The following is an 18,023-nucleotide window of genomic DNA, read 5'->3' on the forward strand; positions in this document are numbered from 1 at the left end:
ATCATTTTTGCCTATTTTCATTATATAGTTAAACGTTTTATTACTTTAAACATATTTAAAAATATCAACCAATCTAGTTGGCATAATTTTCCAAGTCAAAAAATAATTTAATTAAATCAATTAGATATTCTGTCAATATTATCGATGAATGGAAGATAAAAGAGACGAGGTGCATCTTAAACACTCTATATATCAGCAAAATATAACTGCAAAATAAAAAAGGCGAGAATATTATTAGCAGGGCACTAAAATATCCTCACCTAAAGGGTAAAATTAAATACTGTATAAAATAATTTACAAATTAAATCATTTCCAAAGACTCAAATCACGGTTTAACAAAGATTCTGTCTTTTTAATATCCGGCTTATAATATTCAAATAATTCAGCCTGCGTTTTTTTATTAATATTCAAGCGGGTCAAATTCCTCTCGAATAATTTTCTAGATACCTTTTTTCGTTGCTCTTTATTTAAAAACAATCTTACAAAAGGCCTTAAAACCACTATGATTTTTTTTCCTTCAAATAAAAACTCATGTAACCACCTTGATTTAGGCACTCCAGACATATTATGACGAGCCGAAGCATCTACTTCAACATTTTTATCTACTCCCAAGAACTCAAAAACCTCCTTCATGACCGTAGATGGTGAAGAGGAAAGTTCTTCATTTAAGACCACTTTCACAGAACTAAAATTATCCATAAAAGCCTTGAGACCCTCATAATATTGGCTCACCGCTTTATAATGATATATCAACTCGTAGTTTTTGGCAATTCTTTCTGGCTCGGCCTTTAACCCCTCTTCAAAAGATAAGTGCTCTCTATCATCTCTTCTCAAATGTTGATAGGCAGAAAAAGAACGCTTAACCGGATGCCTCAGTAATATAATTATCTTAGGATCTCCGTAAAGCTTTTTTATAAAAGGAATTGTTTTCTCATGAAAATAAAAAGTATCAGCACTAGACTCTCCAATAATCTTTTCATCCTTCACATCTTTAAACAGATCTTTATATTGATCGAAATCTTTAATATACCATGCTTCTACCCTATCATCCTTTGGCCCACCTAAGGGCAGATCCGTCACTTGGCTGCTAATATATCTAGGCTCCTTAGTATGAGACATATACACCTCTGGGTGTTGCTCTAAATATTGATGTAAAGATGATGTGCCGCATTTGGCCACTCCCACCACAAGAAGGTTGGGTAATACAGGTTTATCCTTTTGATTATTCATTAAATATTTCGACTAAAATAATACTGACTCAAACTAATAAAAAAAATATTTATGACAATGCATTCACCCCCATAAGTATGTAAAACTTACGAAGAACCTACATTATCGTTTAAAATAAAAAACAGCAGCAATTACCAGTTGAGATTTACTATTTACTAATACAACTCAATGAACATTTTGTTACAACACTGCAACATTTAAAATAAAAATAGCAAAAAAACCCGACTGTACCGCTTGATGACTGACCTCCAAAGGATATCGTTCAAAGCAAATAAAATAGAAGATTGAAAACTTTCAGTAGATACTATGACTAAATCATATATAATATAGGCCTTTGCTCTTTAGAGAAAGCTGACCAACCCAAATTTGTAGATATACAAAATAGGTAATAGAATAATATGAGCCAGGATGATTAAGAAATACTAAATAAATTAAATCTACACCTTAAATCCATCCCGGATGGACTCAAAACAAAAAAAGGAAGCTAAAATAGCATCCCTTTTTTTTGTGACCTCGCCAGGATTCAAACCTGGAACCTCTTGAGCCGTAATCAAGTGCTCTATTCAGTTGAGCTACGAGGCCTTTTCAAAATTGAGATGCAAATGTAATCAATAATTCCTCTTAAAAAAAGCATTATTCACGTATACTTTTTTAAAAAACCTTATCTTTGACGCCTACAATAAAATGAAAGATTTCAGGTTAATTATACTATGAAGAAAATTTCGCTCTATTTCCTTACAGCACTTATTTCTGTTTCCACCTACGCTACCGGCACAGAACCATCAAAAAAAAATAAGGAGACCCCCTCAGAAAGGCTTCAGCCTATGAAAATCAGAAATCGTGCTGCCAGGCCTGATATTCCTGGTTCATTAATTCTCAACATAGGTTGGAATATATTGCAGGATAATTCTGAAGAGCTAGAAATCAGCACTTTAGGCTCACGTACTTTTGAAATGTACTATTTATACGATATGCCACTTGGTAATTCTGGTTTCGAGATAAGACCAGGTATAGGTATTGGCGTAGACAAATTCAAGTTTGACAAAAAAGTAACTATAGATCAAAGCGTGAATGCTAACGGAGATACAGAAGTAAGCACCGTTCCTTTAAGCGATGACTGGGATGTAGCTAAGTCTCAATTAGCTTCCAGCTATGTAGATATTCCTTTGGAAATTAGATTCTTTGCCAACCCTGATGATAAAAGAAGAAGCTTCAACGTAAGCGTTGGAGGTAAAATAGGAGTAAGATTTAGCTCACACACGAAAGTGAAATATTCTCATGAGGACGAAAATGCTAAGCTAAAGATTAAGAAAGATTTTGGCCTTAATCGTTTCCGATACGGACTTACTGGCCGATTAGGTATTGGGGGATTCAACTTATTCTACTACCAAAGTCTGTCTCCATTATTTGATGATGGCCCCGCCGGTACAGATGATGCCACCAAGATTACTGTAGGATTAACCTTCACAGCATTTTAAGCAAAAAACACGCAAAGCTGCCTCTCTAGAGGCAGCTTTTTTTATCTAGTTGCCGCTAAATTTAGGTTTTCGTTTTTCCATAAAGGCACTCACCCCCTCTTTATAATCATGAGTATTACCTGCTATTTCCTGACAGTAAGCCTCATATTCCAACATATCATCTAGCGAAGCATTTCCTGATTTATTGAGCATCTTCTTCATTAGACCTATTGCTTTTGTAGGTGCATTGGCATAATAATCTGCATAAGCCTTCACGGCACCATCAAGATCGGAGCCAGATACCACTTTATTTACTATACCCAACTCATAGGCTTCTTTCCCATTAGTTCGAGAGCCCATGGTACTCAACTCAAATGCTTTAGTACTACCTACTAGCCGTGGCAAAAAATACGATGAACCGGAATCTAACACCAGACCTATATTCACAAAAACTTCGGTTAGCACTGCCTCCTCCGCTGCCACTATTATATCACAAGCCAAAGCTAAGGAACAGCCAGCGCCAGCCGCTACACCATTCAACTTGCAAATAATAGGTTTAGGCATACCTTTCATTAGCCTGATAATAGGATTATACCTTTTATTTAAAGATTGCATGAAAGACTTATTTTCATCTATAGAAGCCTCCTTCAGATCTTGACCGGAACAAAATGCTTTACCAGCTCCAGTAAGCACCACTACTCTCACGGCATCATCTTTTCCAATATCTTTCAGTGCTTTCTGCAGCTCGTAAGTAATAGTGTCATTAAGCGCATTATACACCTCGGGCCTATTGAGAGTTACTGTGCAAACACCACCTTCGGTGGTTATTTTCAAATGTTCATACATGAGGATTAGGTTTTTGATTATAAAAAGTGCCAACAAAACCATTTTCTAAACCCAGAAAATGTCATCGGCCATACTTTCTTATAATATTAACAAGGCTGCCGCTAAATTGACAGAAAAACCTAGTAAACTTCCGAAATGAACTTCGGATGGTGAATGAGAATTAAGGTATAATCTAGATGAACATACTAACCCATGAAGCACCAAGGCCACCATTAAGGGAATAAACAGCATGCTATCAAGATATTTGTAATGAAAAACCAACAAAAATGCCAGCAAACCTGCGGTACCAGCACTATGTGCACTAATTTTATAGAAGCAAGTAACAATAGTAATGAGTAGAATAGTGACCGTCATAGCCCCAAACATCACCATGAAATTAACCCCAAAAACTGGCTTACTTATAAAGAAATAACTTGCCAAGCCATACCACATGGTAATAAAAGAAAACGGCAAAAGTCTTTCTTTCCTATCTTCCAAGCGTATACTGCTAATAGAATTCGTAACCTTGAGCATAAGTACACTTACAATAGGCAAGAGATAAGTTAAAACGAAGATAATTGCCACTACGGCCAGCACCGAACTTTGGCCCACCGGTAAAATTACTGAAGGCGCAAAAAAGTACAGCGTCAACACCAAAAGTGTAGCCATCAGTAAAGGATGGAACAATACAGAAATAAAATTAGCAATCTGCCTCAAACCTACAACTCTTTCCTTAACCTGGCCACAGGTATATTCATTTGTTCTCTATATTTAGCCACGGTACGTCTGGCTATATTGTAACCTTTAGCTTTTAATAGCTTCTCAAGCTTATCATCACTAAGCGGTTTCTTTTTATCTTCCTCATCAATAATCATCTTCAGCTCATTCTTCACCTCTCTACTACTTACATCCTCCCCTGAGTCTGTAGCTATACCTTCTGAGAAGAAATACTTAAGCGGAAAAATACCAAAATCAGTCTGTACAGATTTACTATTCGCCACCCTGGAAACAGTGGAAATATCCATATTGATGATATTGGCGATATCTTTTAATATCATGGGGCGAAGCTTACTTTCATCGCCTTCCAAGAAATATTCATACTGAAAATCAACTATAGCACGCATAGTATTAAGCAAAGTATGTTGCCTTTGCTTTATAGCGTCAATAAACCACTTAGCTGCATCCAGCTTTTGCTTCACAAAGCTCACCGTATCTTTTAGCTTTTTATCTGATTTATCACTCTTATCATATGCCTGTAACATTTCGGAATATGACCTGCTCACCCTTAGCTCCGGAGCGTTTCTAGAGTTTAACGACAGCTCTAGCTCTCCGTTATCATTAGAAAGAATAAAATCAGGAATAAGATATTGGGTTCTCACCAGACCAGCAGAGCTTCCCCCTGGCTTAGGATTGAGCTTTCTTATCAGTTCAATAGCATCTTTGACATAGTCTTCATCATCTATATCAAGCTTCTTCATTATTTTACTGTAGTGCTTTTTAGTAAATTCATCAAAGCACTCTCCTAATATTTTTTTTGCTACGTAAACATCTACATTCTGATCATCAGGTCTTCTTTCTAACTGCAAAAGCAGACATTCTTGCAGATCTCTGGCAGCTATTCCAGGAGGATCAAAATCCTGAATTTTACGTAAGATTTCTTCCACCTCATCTACATCAGTATCAATATTTTGAGAAAAGGCCAAATCATTAATAATAGAATCTACATCTCTGCGGATGTACCCATCACTCTCTATGCTACCTATTAGCTGCTTACCTATTACATATTGTCTATCATCCAACCTGAGAAACCCTAGCTGATCCATTAAGCGCTCATTAAGAGTAGAATGCATAGCTATCGGCATTTCCTTATCTTCATTGTCGCCGTCACCCTGCATTTTATAGCCACTAAAATCATCGTCACGCAGATAATCCTCCACATCAAGCTCATCATCTTGAGTCTCTGTCTCTTCGTAATCGTCTGAAATTTCTTCTGGCTCCTCTTCTTTTCCTTCTTCCAAAGCCGGATTCTCCTCCAGTTCCTCTTCCACCCTGCTTTCCAGCTCGGCAGTAGGGATCTGCAACAGCTTAATAAATTGTATTTGCTGCGGAGATAATTTCTGTTGTAAACTTTGGGTTAAACCAAGCTTCTGCATCCTGTGATTTTACTTAAATCTTGCTCTGAATAAATTTACATCAAAGTTATTATATTTCTATGATTCTTTGACTAAAAGCCTAAATTATCGTTTTTTTGCCGATCTATTTAAGGCTCTAGTAAGCATTAACAAATCAATTAAATATTAGTTGTGGAAGATCTAAAAAGAATCAAAATTAAGGAGCTAATGGATGCTCCCGTTGTCGGAAAAAAAGTCAATGTAAAAGGTTGGGTAAGAACCTTCCGTAGTAATCGATTTATAGCCATAAATGACGGATCCACAATTAATAACATGCAGGCCGTGGTGGATTTCGAAGCTATGGACGAGCAATTGCTTAAGCGTGTAACCACTGGTGCTTGTGTATCTGTAACAGGTGAATTGAAAGAATCTTTAGGCAAAGGCCAAACCGTAGAAGTGATAGTAGAATCTCTGGAAATATTAGGAGACGCTGACCCTGAGAAATATCCTTTGCAACCAAAAAAACACTCGCTGGAATTTTTGCGAGAAATAGCTCACCTAAGGGTAAGGACAAACACTTTCAGCGCAATTTATAGAGTACGTCATGCTATGATTTTTGCTGTGCACAACTTCTTTAACCAAAAAGGTTTTTATAATGTGCATACACCTATCATTACAGGATCTGACGCTGAAGGTGCTGGAGAAATGTTTCGTGTAACTACTTTAGACTTAACTAACCCTCCTAAAAATGAAGATGGAACTATAAATAACAAAGAAGATTTCTTCGGAAAAGAGACCAACCTCACTGTGTCTGGCCAGCTAGAAGGAGAAACGGCGGCCATGGGCATGTCTGAGATTTACACTTTCGGACCTACTTTCAGAGCTGAGAATTCAAACACCTCACGCCACCTGGCTGAGTTTTGGATGATAGAGCCTGAAATGGCCTTTTATGATATTAATGACAACATGGATTTAGCAGAGGAATTTGTTAAATACCTAGTGAAATATGCCCTGGAAAACTGTAAGGATGACCTTGAGTTTTTAAACCAAAGAGCTCTGGACGAAGAAAAAGGAAAGCCTCAGAACGAAAGAAGCAGCATGAGCCTTTTAGAGAGATTACAGTTTGTGGCTGACAATGAGTTTGAGCGCGTTACTTACACTGAGGCCATAGATATCTTAAAAAACTCTAAACCTAACAAAAAGAAGAAGTTCCAATACTTAATAGAAGAGTGGGGAGCCGATTTACAATCAGAACATGAGCGCTTTTTGGTAGAGAAGCATTTTGAAAAACCTGTAATTCTATACAACTACCCTAAAGACATTAAAGCATTTTACATGCGACAAAATAATGACGACAAAACGGTAGCTGCCATGGACGTACTCTTCCCTGGAATAGGAGAGATCATAGGAGGCTCTCAGAGAGAGGAACGTTATGATGTATTAAAAGCCAGAGTAGACGAGCTAGGCATACCAGAAAAAGACCTTTGGTGGTATTTAGATCTAAGAAAGTTCGGATCAGCCCCTCATAGCGGCTTCGGATTAGGCTTCGAAAGATTAATTCTTTTTGTTACTGGAATGGGTAACATTAGAGATGTAATTCCATTTCCAAGAACACCAGATAACGCAGAATTTTAATCAATTATATAAAGGAGGTTTCGACCTCCTTTTTTTTAATAGCACAAATAAAAAAAGTCGCCCTTTACCAGAGAGCGACTTTTGCTGCTGTATAGCATAGTAACCAACTTTAACTGTACAGCTCTTTAACTAATCAACCTAAACCTGATTCATTCATTTCAATTGGCATGCCACTAATTTTTAGGCCTAATTACCGCGTTTGAAGAGGTTCCTAATTAATTTAATTCCAGAAAAGAGAATATTCTTTCATTAATTGGAAGAATTAAAACAAGACAATGTACCGCTCACTCGAACTATCCTTAATTTCAAACAGTATAAACAAAAAAAGTCGCCCTTTACCAGAGAGCGACTTTTGTTGCTGTATAGTACAGTAACCAACTTTAACTGTACAGCTTTTTAACTAATCAACCTAAACCTGATTCATTCATTTCAATTGGCATGCCACTAATTTTTAGGCCTAATTACCGCGTTTGAAGAGGTTCCTAATTAATTTCATTCCAGAAAAGAGAATATTCTTTCATTATTTGGAAGAATTAAAACAAGACAATGTACCGTTCACTCGAACTACCCTTAATTTCGAACAGTATCAACAAAAAAAGTCGCTCTTTACCAGAGAGCGACTTGGACTGTATGGCCAAACCAACCACAAACCATACAGCATTTTAATCAACCTAAACCTGATAAGCTTAAGTCAATTGATATGCCATCGCTCAAATGCCTTTAATTTCAGTGAAAAAGGGATTTAATAATAAAAGAGCGTCCACAAAAAGGAATTTAGTTTTGTTAAATGGAAAGTTGACTTTAACTAAAAAAACTGGGAAGCCATAGCACAATCTAAATGACATAAAAAAAGTCGCTCTTTACCAGAGAGCGACTTGGACTGTATGGCCAAACCAACCACAAACCATACAGCACTTTAATCAACCTAAACCTGATAAGCCTAAGTCAATTGATATGCCATTGCTTAAATGCCTTTAATTTCAATAAAAAAGGGGATTTTATGATTTATAGTTTTCTGTGAGTTGGAAAATAATCTAAACTCTGGACTTAAAAGCCCCTCACACCCAGCAGCTCGTAATCTATATAGTTTTAATATTGATTTTTTCATATTGCTTCAATTATACATATTCCTAATTCCGACTTAGGGAGATTATGAATACTACAGTAAGAAAATCTAAGAACAGTACCACTCCCTACTTTAACTTCCAGAATTTTAAGCATAAAAAAAGCCGCCCTTTACCAGAGGGCGGCCATGACTGTATCGTTAAACCAACTCTAAACAATACAGCCCTATTAATCAACCTAAACCTATTAAGTTTAAATCAATTGATGTGCCATTTCTATTTTTCGTCAATTTGATCAAAAAGAGGCTTTTATTATTCAATAAATTCCCAAAAAAGGAAAATTATTCCTTTAAAGAAAATCATGAGTCCACTTTTGCAAACCTTTCGTCTCCACACATCCTCACCACTTTAGGCGTGAAGGTCCCCACTACCTCTACCAAATCCTGCTGAGCGGCCATCACCTGATGGATATCTTTATATACCATCGGAGCTTCATCTACACCCGAACCGATTACATGAACACCCGCATGCTCCAGGTGACTTTTCACCTCATCTCTGGTAATCATCTCTTTGGCCTTTCTTCTAGACATAACCCTGCCTGCCCCGTGAGATGCAGAATTGATAGCAGCATGCTCTCCTTTTCCTCTCACAATAAAACCGGGAGAAGTCATAGATCCGGGTATGATTCCCATCACTCCTTTACCCGCAGGAGTAGCTCCTTTACGGTGAACAATAATCTCATTACCTTCAGCATCTTGCTCTTTCCAAGCGAAGTTATGATGGTTTTCAATCATAGCTAGCGGTTGCTCACCTAGCGAAATGGCCATTCTCTCATGGATTTGATGATGACATGCAGAAGCATAATCACCTGCCAGATTCATTGCCAGCCAGTACTCTTGCCCATCTTCAGTATCAAGATCTAACCAAGCCAAATGTTTAGCTTCAGCCGGCAGTCTACATTTATCCATGGCCAACTTAGTGTAATGCCTGGCGATATTAGCTCCCAAACCCCTTGAACCCGAGTGAGACAACACCGCCAAATATTTACCTCTCGGCAAACCATATTCATTTTCAGCATCTACAATCTCAGCCACACCAAACTCTACAAAGTGATTACCTCCACCACTAGTTCCTATCTGCGCATAAGCCCTGTCCTTTAAAGACTTAAGGATATTGATTTCTCCAAATTCCGCTCTATCGAGCACATCATGTCCTTTGGGCCTTTTAAAAACAGCATTCCCAAATTTGCTATTATCATTCAATAGCTTTTTATAATAACTCAGGCTCTCATACTCAAATACAGCTGGCATATCATATAAGGTCATACACATTCTACACCCGATATCTACCCCTACACCATAAGGAATCACAGCATTTTTAGTAGCCAGCACCCCGCCAATAGGTAAACCATATCCCTGATGAGCATCAGCCATCAATGCTCCTGAGTGAGTTACCGGAAGCTTCATGGCTATTTCCATTTGGTTTACCGCACCAGGCTCAATCCCTTCAGCACCATAAGTATTATAAGGTATCCTTTTGGTATTTAACTGCTCTACTGTTTCTGCCTCCTCTTTTATAATCAAACATTTAGCGATTGATCCTAACTGATCATGCTTAAGGTAAAGTGCCGGATTTTGAACTACTTTCTCTAAAAGCTCCAGCTTAAATTTTTTGCTTTTACCTTTATATCCGGCCTCCATTGCTTTTTGGGCTTCACCTATGGCTCTTCCTTCCGGATAGCCAATTTGCTTCAGTTCTTTCCCTGTCAACTTTGTCGTTGCCATTTCCAATTATTTTTAAATTTCTTAATTCTTGTTCTTTTAATATCTTGCTTTAACTCCTTGGTAGTATGATTATCTACCGAACTCATTAAAGCTTTACGATAATAGCCTATCGCTTTTCTGTATTCACATTGCGTTTCTGCTATTTTACCTAACACGCTATAAACGTAATCCTTGTCTATTTCTTCACATTTCTCTGCTTTTAGCATGAGCTGGGTTAATGGCTGATATTTACGCTTTGCCCAGTATAAGTCAGCTAGGTTTTCATAAGCTTCTACATAAGAAGCATCGAAATAAATGGCCAACTGATAGTGTCGCTCTGCCATAGCCTCATTCACCTGATAGTAGTGATACATCCACCCCATAGTATAGTGTAACTTAGGGTATCCCGGCTCATCCGTTAACCCACTCATTAGCAGCTTATGAGCCAGATGGTAATCACCTTCATAAATAGCATCTTCTGCAAATGGTATTAAATCTTCAATATATTGATCATAAATGTTCATAATTTCAGAAAATTAAGAGGCCGTATCGTGTTTAATATTAAAATACAGGCCTCATATTATTTAGCAGGAGTAAAAATGCTTCTCAATTGATCAATCACCTGGCCGTTTCCTGCCACAGTAATCTCTCCGATTTTATCCGCAATTTTTTCTACATACTCCATTTCCTTTAGCTTATACAACATTTCGTTGTCTTCCATCAACTTAGCTGTGTTGAGCAAACTCCTGGTAGAAGCTGTTTCTTCCCTACGGGTTATCACATTAGCCTGAGCTTGCTTTTGCGCTACCAGCACCTGATTCATAATACTCTTTACATCACCAGGCAGTATCACATCTTTCACTCCAGCATCGTTGATTTTCACACCTAAAGCCACCACTTTTTCTTTAAGAGCATTCTTCACATAATCACCTATCTCCTCCTTTTTCTCTAGCAGTTCATCTAAAGAAAAAGTGCCGACATACTCTCTAAGAGCCAGTTGGACCATGGCGTACAGTTGCCTTTCGTAATCTTTATTGTCAATTACAGCTTTTTGAATATCCACTACCTTATACTGAATCATAAAATTGATTCTCAAAGCAGCCTTATCACTGGTTAGGATCTCCTGCCCAGTAATCTCCAACTGTACCTGCCTTAAGTCTACCTTTGAAACTGTTACGTTTTGGGCATTTTTCCAGAAGTAATATTCTCCGGGTCCTAGAATCTTCTCCTTTTTGTTATCAATAAAAAGTACACCTTTTTCAAAGGATTCCACTTTGCACACCCTCACAAAAGGAACGAGCTCTCGCCTATTTACCACCAACATATTTATGTCTTCGGTAATATCTACTTTGCTCAAATCCATGGTTTTAAATTCCCAATCGGTTACTCCTTTCCAGTAAGCATATCGCCCCGGAGTAAGTACACTGTTGAGGTTTCCATTGGTATATTGCAATACAATTTGATCATCCTTCACATCCACCACTTCTAGTAAGGACTTTAACTCATCATCTCTCAACAGGATATTCAAATCTATTGGCCACGGAAAGGACTTACTTCTATCATATCGGACCAATCTATCTAATGGACTGACCCAATGCTTTCCTTCGGTAATTACTCTTTTGTAATCGCCATTCCGGAATACTAATCCCACCACACCGGGATTGATCTTTATTCTAAACATGATCATTTCTTTTTTAAGTCAAAACTTCATTTATCATCATTGGTCCAATAATTTTCGGTTAAAGAAAATGTCAAAAGCTTACCATAAGCCAATGCGGATTTATGATTAAGCACAGCATTTCAAATGACTCTTTATTTTTAGCTCCCCCAAACCATCTACACTTCGAGCGCCTCATTGCTACCACACCGCGTTCACATATTTATGTATCCGGGTAATGCAGTTTTACACTTTAGCATTCTAAATGCACCTAGCTCTTCAGAACTTCATTACTAAAGAAGCATTTGAAAATGAACCATGCGATATCCTCATTCATCAGGGCCTTAGCCTATTTTTTTGAGTAAACCTCAAAGAGATTCACAAAGGCGGCCTTTGATCATTTTCAATGGTGTCAAATTTTAAAGAGTTTGACTTACTCTCCAATCTGGATTTTGAGCCCAAATTAAAACCAAGTTAAAAGCTTGGTGCTCTACCACTGAGCGACATACCCTCATCTAGGATATAATAACAGGAATCGAACCCGCTACATGCAACCTGCTGTCCTAACCGCTGAACTACAATGACTATATCGTCAAAGGAAGGAGTCGAACCTTCGTACACAGAGTGATGAAGAAACAGAAACTCACAATAAGCAGTATATTCCGAAGAATACTGTGGTGTCATACAGAAACACTCACCTTAGTCTTATTGCAGCCACTTTCCTCGTGCTCTTACCATTAGGTAAAAGATTTTAAATGTTGCCAAAAAAGGACTCGAACCTCTACTGTCAGAACCAAACTCTGATGTCCTACCCATTAGACCATTCGGCAATTTGTGGGAGCAGCAGGATTCGAACCTACTCAGCCGAAGCACCTGATTTACAGTCAGGCCCAACTCTCCAACTTTGGCGTGCTCCCAAATCAGGTAAACCGCTATTCCAAAGGAGCTTTTTCAAACATCACAGCACAAACGGAGTACTGCTTGTGGTCTTTAACCACTCTCCTATGTTTTTGAGGAGACACCAGTTTTGCCTCTCCCCTGGTTTACCTACAGGATAGATTTATCATCCTTTTATTTTCATTAGGGCATAAAAAAACCCCGACCTATTCAGGACGGGGTTTAATGATCTTCTCAAAAGAATATCACCTATTCCATATCCTGAAATTTATATTTTCATCATTCCAACTTTGATCAGCACGGTAATCTGAAAAAGACACACCTCTCCCCTTAAGCAAAACATCAAAACCAAATAATATTCTGTTTTCAATCATAAGCTGAAATATTTATCGCATAAAAAAACCCAGACTTTATAGGCCCGGGTTTTAATTTATATCTATAATAAATTAATATCTACCGAACCTACACCTGCATAAATCTATGCATAACCCATATTTTGTGGGCTCCATGCGATTGATATGTTGTGTGTATATTCTCATTTCTTTTTCGTTTACGAATGCAAGTATCGTAAAAGGATTTCAGAAAACAAAATAATATTTTGTTTTCTGAAATCCACAGAATCTCGAATCAGTTTAATCTTAGAACTAAAATCAGCCATTTAATCGTATTAAAGGCAATTTCATTTCAATAATTAGACTTAATTCAAATATTAAATACCTTAATATTAATAATCTACCTTTATCCTCTTAACCTCTTTCATTCCTTCTACTTCCAAAATAAAGTAATATGTTCCAGGTCCAGGAAAATCAGTAACCAAGAGATCTTTATGCTGTTTACCTTCATGGTCCGCCACTTCACTCAGACTATGAAGCACATTACCACTTTCATCTATAATGGTAAGTTTCACATCAGCAGACTCATTGGCAAAATATTCTAAGCTACTCTTATCTGTTAAAGGGTTAGGATAAAAGCTAGTAGTCACAAATTCAGCAGGCTCTTCCTCTATAGCCATAGGCATTTGTGAAGCATCATAATCATCCAAAAATCTGGAAGTTATAGTTCTCCAGCTATTATCATTAAAAATAGGAGCAGAATCTGAGAAAAACAGCGCTTCTGCATCTGGGTCTTTTTTCAAGGTAGCCTCAAACCAAGCCGTAACATACTTACGAAAAGAACCAGCACTGCCTACCCAAGAAAAATGACCATTTCCCTCTAAAGAGCCATAAAGCGCTGTAGTGGAAGAACTCATAAATGAAGTAGAAAACACAGCCAGAGGATTAGCCAATGCATCTATTGCTCCTACCATTATAAACATAGGGCAATTAACATCTTCGGTAGAATAAAAGAATGGAAAAGTAAAAGTAGCTGGAGCTAGCGGAGCTATAGATGTAACTCGAGAATCTTGCTTAGCGGTATTGATGGTACCAGCACCACCTTGAGAGTGACCAAAAGCCCCAATCGCCTGGGTGTTTAACTTTTGATAGTACTCACTTCCAGGATCTGCATTTTCCGCCAACATGTAATCTATACCCTCCACCATCTCATCTCCACTACCTACATTACGATCATCTGCAGCTATAACCACATAGCCCCAAGAGGCCATATGCCTCAACAGGCCATTATAGGTTATAGGAGTGGCCCCTGTTCCATTACCCCAGGTTAGTATGGGGTGTAGCTCCCCAGAACTCCCTAAGTTCCTAGGCTTGTAAATATCAAATCCAGAGAAAAGAGATCCTTCATTTCGAATAATTTCAACGGGATAAGGACCGGAATTCTCATATTGGGTAAAATTGCTTCTTTGAGCAAATGCCACTGTGCTCACCCATAAAAAAATGACTGATAAGGTAAATTGACGTTTTAACCTTGATAATTTGAAGTTTAGATTTTTGTACATAATTAATGAATTTAGGTTGTAATTAATTATGTATAATTTAATCATTATTACTTTACATTTATTTTCGTTTTTCAGTTAATTCTTACAAACCTAACTAATGTTAAATTATGTTCATCATAGAATATTACTATCATTATTAAACGTAAATATTACATAAAATACCCCAGCTATAAAAAAACCCGGCTATTTTCATAACCGGGCTTTTCCTATGTTTTTTCAGTCAGTCACTGCCGTTTAAGAAACTTATAAGTTTCTTTAAAGTGACCTTTTTCATCTCTTATAGCTAAAAAGTAATACCCCGGAGAAAGGTTATCTACTTTTACTCTGTATCTATTTTCTTCCACCTCTTCCACCTTTACCTCCACTACATTACCAATAATATTATGTACTGTAAATGTGGCGTGTTTTAATTCTGAATTCTCAATTTTGATATTAAGATAATCTATGGTTGGATTTGGGAAAAGCTTTACAATATTGGTTGTATTTTCTATAGAAGCGTTATCGAAACGTCTTACTTCACCTTTCTGAGCAAAGGCAAATTGCGATAATAATGCAATGGATAGTGTAAGTATAGTAAGCAGTAATGTTTTTTTCATAAGCTGTCGTTTCTATTCATTGTAAAGCCAGCAAAAATTGAACCATCTTCTCCATTTACAATATTGTTAATTCGCAATCGTTATAGTATCTCTCATAAGATACGAAAGTTTTAAAAAAATGTTCATTTTTTAATGAAAAATTTTAAAAGCAGCAGGTAGTGAATCCGCGACATCAGATGCTTTAATTCCAACAATCCCCTGATTTTCAGCTATTATATCTGCGGCTAATCCATGAAAAAACACAGCTAAAAATGCGGCTTCCGCTGGTTCATAGCCTTGGGCTAACATTGAAGTTACTACTCCCGTAAGCACATCACCCATACCACCCGTAGCCATACCTGAATTACCAGTACTATTGAAAAACACCTCACCTTGAGGAGTCGAAACAGAAGTATGAGCTCCTTTAAGAATAAGGATAACACCATGAGCCTGTGAAAACTTCTTTTGCATTTCAAGCCGTTCAAAATCATTATTCCACTTTCCGGCTAAACGCTCAAACTCCTTTGGATGTGGAGTAAGAATAGAATTCTCAGGCAGGGTATCCAATATTTCCTTATGGTCTGCTATTATGTTTAAACCATCAGCATCTACCACCAATGGCTTATCGAAAGATTGAATGGCCTGCATAACACTAAATACGGTTTCTTGCTCTTTGCCTATTCCCGGCCCAATGCCTATTACATCATATTTAGACTCTTCTGCATAGCTTGTAAGAAAACGTCCGCCTTCATCTACCTGAGCCATAGCTTCTGGTACTACAGACTGCATTATTTGATATCCACATGATGGAATATACATGGTTAGCAAGCCCACTCCTGACCGCAATGCGGCTATGGCTGAGAGGACTGCCGCCCCCATTTTACCATAGCTACCTGCCATGATCAACGCTCGCCCATTATTCCCTTTATGGGAAAACTTAGCCCGCTTTTTTATGAATGATTTAACAAAATCCGCATTGAGATAGTAATAAGATGTATTTTGCTGCTCTATTCCCTTGGAAGAAAGGCCAATATCTCTAACGATCCACTCACCTACATATTTAGCATTTTCAGGAAACATAAACGCCAACTTAGGCAACTGAAAAGAAATAGTATAATCAGGCTCAACGATAGCACCTGATGCAGAATGCTCATCAGCGAATAATCCTGAAGCAATATCTACAGAAACTATCTCCCCCTTAGCTTGATTCATGCTTGTGATCACATTGGCAAAAACTCCCTCTACAGGACGACTTAAGCCAGAACCAAACATAGCATCAATGATTATCTGACAAGCATGAAATTCAGGCACATTTACTTCATCAGCAATAGTATTGATTGATATCAAATCAGCCAGCCTACGCTCATTTTCAGTAAAGTCTTCAGATGCACTATCAGATTTTCGAACTACAAAAACAGTGATCTTATAATGTCTCTCATGAAGCATACGTGCTATTGCCAAACCATCGCCTCCATTATTTCCTGTACCGCAAACTACGGCTACCGAAAGCTTAGGATCATATTTACCTGTAAACCAATCCACAAATGCCGAGGAGGCTCTCTCCATCAAATCGATAGATTTAATGGGCTCGTTTTCAATAGTATATTGATCTACTTGTTGTGTTTGTGCAGCACTTATTATTTTCATGTGTAAACGCTTTATAGCAATAGGCACACATGAACAATTATTCTATGTATTACCTATCTACTTCTCCTAAAACTATATCTATAGAGCCTAGTATAGCTATAAAATCAGCTATAAGACTTCCTCTTGATAACTCAGATATAATAGAAAGGTTTACAAAACAACAAGAGCGCGCTTTACAGCGATAAGGAACATCACTTTTACCATTAGCTCTGAAATAGAAACCGAGCTCACCTTTCGGACTTTCTGCTCTAGCATACACCTCTTGCGCTTTTGGCCTTATTTTTTTAGGCACCAAAGCATGAGGATCAAAATCAGGTGTTCGTTTATGCTCTCCAGTTAATTTCTCCACACATTGCTCAATAATCTTTAAAGACTCTTTCACCTCTAGCACCCTCACATAGGTTCTATCCCAGCAATCACCTTTAGTCCCCATTAGACCTTCTCCTACAGGAACCTCAAAGTCTATTTCAGGATATACAGAATAGGCATCAACCTTACGTAAATCATACCTTAAACCAGATCCCCTAAGCATGGGGCCGGTCACGCCGTAATTTATAGCCAGATCTAACGGCAAAACACCCACATTAGCCGTTCTCTCTACAAATATTTTATTATCAATAATTAGGCGTTTGAGCTCATCTAGCTTTGGACGGAAGTAATCAACAAATTGCTTACATCTTTCCTCAAAACCTACGGGTAGATCATAAAAAACACCCCCTACCCAAATATAGTTATAAAGCATTCTGGCACCACTAGCCCACTCTAACAGTCTTATAATATGCTCCCTATCTCTCATCATCCACAAAAAGGGAGTGAAAGCACCAATATCCATAGCATATGTACCAATAGCCACAAAATGAGAAGCCATACGGTTGAGCTCAGCCACCAATACCCGGATATATTCTACACGCTTAGGTATTTGATCTGTTATACCCAGCATCTTTTCAACTCCAAGCGCCCAGGCGTGCTCTGAGTTCATGGCGGCCAGATAATCAAGCCTATCTACAAACGGCACAGTCTGATTATAGGGTAAGGATTCTGCGTGTTTTTCGAAACATCTATGCAAATACCCCAGGTGAGGCACCACATCTTTAATAATTTCCCCGTCTGTAATTACCTCCATGCGAAGTACTCCGTGCGTAGACGGGTGCTGCGGCCCCAGGTTCACTATCATCTCCTCACTCTTCAGATCACCCTCTTTATATTTATTGGGTTCTGATTTCAGGAGATTATCATCCTTATATTGATATTGTACTTGGTTAGCCACT

The 18,023-nt window shown here is 37.8% G+C and carries 14 protein-coding genes and 3 tRNA genes; 2 read left to right on the forward strand and 15 right to left on the reverse strand.

What is annotated here, in order from left to right:
- Positions 1-306: 306 nt before the first annotated feature.
- Positions 307-1,230, reverse strand: coding sequence for a sulfotransferase family protein (locus JL102_RS22295; protein WP_202246690.1), 924 nt, complete (start codon positions 1,228-1,230; stop codon positions 307-309).
- A gap of 508 nt (positions 1,231-1,738) precedes the next feature.
- Positions 1,739-1,812: transfer RNA gene (locus JL102_RS22300), tRNA-Arg, on the reverse strand.
- A 128-nt stretch (positions 1,813-1,940) separates the two neighbouring features.
- Here JL102_RS22300 and JL102_RS22305 point away from each other — a divergent pair.
- Positions 1,941-2,708: a porin family protein gene (locus JL102_RS22305; protein WP_202246691.1), complete on the forward strand. Its 768-nt coding sequence runs from the start codon at positions 1,941-1,943 to the stop codon at positions 2,706-2,708.
- 45 nt (positions 2,709-2,753) lie between these two features.
- Here the strand turns inward: JL102_RS22305 and JL102_RS22310 are convergent, their stop codons facing one another.
- The 3 genes from JL102_RS22310 to rpoN all read right to left on the reverse strand — a co-directional run bounded on the left by JL102_RS22310 (position 2,754) and on the right by rpoN (position 5,665).
- Positions 2,754-3,533: an enoyl-CoA hydratase/isomerase family protein gene (locus JL102_RS22310; protein ID WP_202246692.1), complete on the reverse strand. Its 780-nt coding sequence runs from the start codon at positions 3,531-3,533 to the stop codon at positions 2,754-2,756.
- Between the two features lie 78 nt (positions 3,534-3,611).
- A complete protein-coding gene (locus JL102_RS22315; RefSeq protein ID WP_202246693.1) occupies positions 3,612-4,181 on the reverse strand; it encodes a phosphatase PAP2 family protein in 570 nt (189 codons plus the stop codon).
- A gap of 50 nt (positions 4,182-4,231) precedes the next feature.
- Positions 4,232-5,665, reverse strand: a complete 1,434-nt coding sequence (gene rpoN / locus JL102_RS22320) for an RNA polymerase factor sigma-54 (protein WP_202246694.1) — start codon at positions 5,663-5,665, stop codon at positions 4,232-4,234.
- A 150-nt stretch (positions 5,666-5,815) separates the two neighbouring features.
- Between rpoN and asnS the strand changes: the two genes are divergently transcribed.
- Positions 5,816-7,258 (forward strand): asparagine--tRNA ligase, encoded by a 1,443-nt coding sequence (gene asnS / locus JL102_RS22325; RefSeq protein WP_202246695.1) that lies wholly within the window; start codon positions 5,816-5,818, stop codon positions 7,256-7,258.
- 1,423 nt (positions 7,259-8,681) lie between these two features.
- On the opposite strand, the gene JL102_RS22330 is transcribed toward asnS, so the two are convergent.
- From JL102_RS22330 to JL102_RS22370, 10 genes are all read right to left on the reverse strand, one after another.
- Positions 8,682-10,106, reverse strand: a complete 1,425-nt coding sequence (locus tag JL102_RS22330; RefSeq protein ID WP_202246696.1) for an RtcB family protein — start codon at positions 10,104-10,106, stop codon at positions 8,682-8,684.
- The gene (locus tag JL102_RS22335) at positions 10,088-10,609 is read right to left on the reverse strand and encodes a hypothetical protein (protein WP_202246697.1); all 522 of its coding nucleotides are present in this window, start codon (positions 10,607-10,609) and stop codon (positions 10,088-10,090) included. Before JL102_RS22335 ends, JL102_RS22330 begins: the two co-directional genes overlap by 19 nt.
- A gap of 56 nt (positions 10,610-10,665) precedes the next feature.
- On the reverse strand, positions 10,666-11,766 hold the full coding sequence (locus tag JL102_RS22340) for a slipin family protein (RefSeq protein WP_202246698.1): 1,101 nt from the start codon (positions 11,764-11,766) through the stop codon (positions 10,666-10,668).
- 734 nt (positions 11,767-12,500) lie between these two features.
- Positions 12,501-12,572, reverse strand: a tRNA-Gln gene (locus JL102_RS22345).
- 5 nt (positions 12,573-12,577) lie between these two features.
- Positions 12,578-12,659 (reverse strand) — tRNA-Tyr (locus JL102_RS22350).
- A gap of 225 nt (positions 12,660-12,884) precedes the next feature.
- On the reverse strand, positions 12,885-13,013 hold the full coding sequence (locus JL102_RS23910; RefSeq protein WP_262896900.1) for a hypothetical protein: 129 nt from the start codon (positions 13,011-13,013) through the stop codon (positions 12,885-12,887).
- Between the two features lie 350 nt (positions 13,014-13,363).
- Positions 13,364-14,533 (reverse strand): poly(ethylene terephthalate) hydrolase family protein, encoded by a 1,170-nt coding sequence (locus tag JL102_RS22355; RefSeq protein ID WP_202246699.1) that lies wholly within the window; start codon positions 14,531-14,533, stop codon positions 13,364-13,366.
- Between the two features lie 224 nt (positions 14,534-14,757).
- A complete protein-coding gene (locus JL102_RS22360; protein WP_202246700.1) occupies positions 14,758-15,129 on the reverse strand; it encodes a T9SS type A sorting domain-containing protein in 372 nt (123 codons plus the stop codon).
- A gap of 129 nt (positions 15,130-15,258) precedes the next feature.
- Positions 15,259-16,755 (reverse strand): NAD(P)H-hydrate dehydratase, encoded by a 1,497-nt coding sequence (locus JL102_RS22365; protein WP_202246701.1) that lies wholly within the window; start codon positions 16,753-16,755, stop codon positions 15,259-15,261.
- 49 nt (positions 16,756-16,804) lie between these two features.
- Positions 16,805-18,022 (reverse strand): NADH-quinone oxidoreductase subunit D, encoded by a 1,218-nt coding sequence (locus JL102_RS22370; protein ID WP_202246702.1) that lies wholly within the window; start codon positions 18,020-18,022, stop codon positions 16,805-16,807.
- Position 18,023 lies beyond the last annotated feature (1 nt).

The organism is Fulvivirga sediminis, assembly GCF_016757215.1.
GTDB lineage: Bacteria > Bacteroidota > Bacteroidia > Cytophagales > Cyclobacteriaceae > Fulvivirga > Fulvivirga sediminis.

What these genes read in the sequence shown, in the direction of transcription:
- JL102_RS22295 (WP_202246690.1), bottom strand. Translation starts at nt 1,230, where the DNA reads ATGAATAATCAAAAGGATAAACCTGTATTACCCAACCTTCTTGTGGTG.
- JL102_RS22305 (WP_202246691.1), top strand. Translation starts at nt 1,941, where the DNA reads ATGAAGAAAATTTCGCTCTATTTCCTTACAGCACTTATTTCTGTTTCC.
- JL102_RS22310 (WP_202246692.1), bottom strand. Translation starts at nt 3,533, where the DNA reads ATGTATGAACATTTGAAAATAACCACCGAAGGTGGTGTTTGCACAGTA.
- JL102_RS22315 (WP_202246693.1), bottom strand. Translation starts at nt 4,181, where the DNA reads ATGGCTACACTTTTGGTGTTGACGCTGTACTTTTTTGCGCCTTCAGTA.
- rpoN (WP_202246694.1), bottom strand. Translation starts at nt 5,665, where the DNA reads ATGCAGAAGCTTGGTTTAACCCAAAGTTTACAACAGAAATTATCTCCG.
- JL102_RS22330 (WP_202246696.1), bottom strand. Translation starts at nt 10,106, where the DNA reads ATGGCAACGACAAAGTTGACAGGGAAAGAACTGAAGCAAATTGGCTAT.
- JL102_RS22335 (WP_202246697.1), bottom strand. Translation starts at nt 10,609, where the DNA reads ATGAACATTTATGATCAATATATTGAAGATTTAATACCATTTGCAGAA.
- JL102_RS22340 (WP_202246698.1), bottom strand. Translation starts at nt 11,766, where the DNA reads ATGTTTAGAATAAAGATCAATCCCGGTGTGGTGGGATTAGTATTCCGG.
- JL102_RS23910 (WP_262896900.1), bottom strand. Translation starts at nt 13,013, where the DNA reads ATGATTGAAAACAGAATATTATTTGGTTTTGATGTTTTGCTTAAGGGG.
- JL102_RS22355 (WP_202246699.1), bottom strand. Translation starts at nt 14,533, where the DNA reads ATGTACAAAAATCTAAACTTCAAATTATCAAGGTTAAAACGTCAATTT.
- JL102_RS22360 (WP_202246700.1), bottom strand. Translation starts at nt 15,129, where the DNA reads ATGAAAAAAACATTACTGCTTACTATACTTACACTATCCATTGCATTA.
- JL102_RS22365 (WP_202246701.1), bottom strand. Translation starts at nt 16,755, where the DNA reads ATGAAAATAATAAGTGCTGCACAAACACAACAAGTAGATCAATATACT.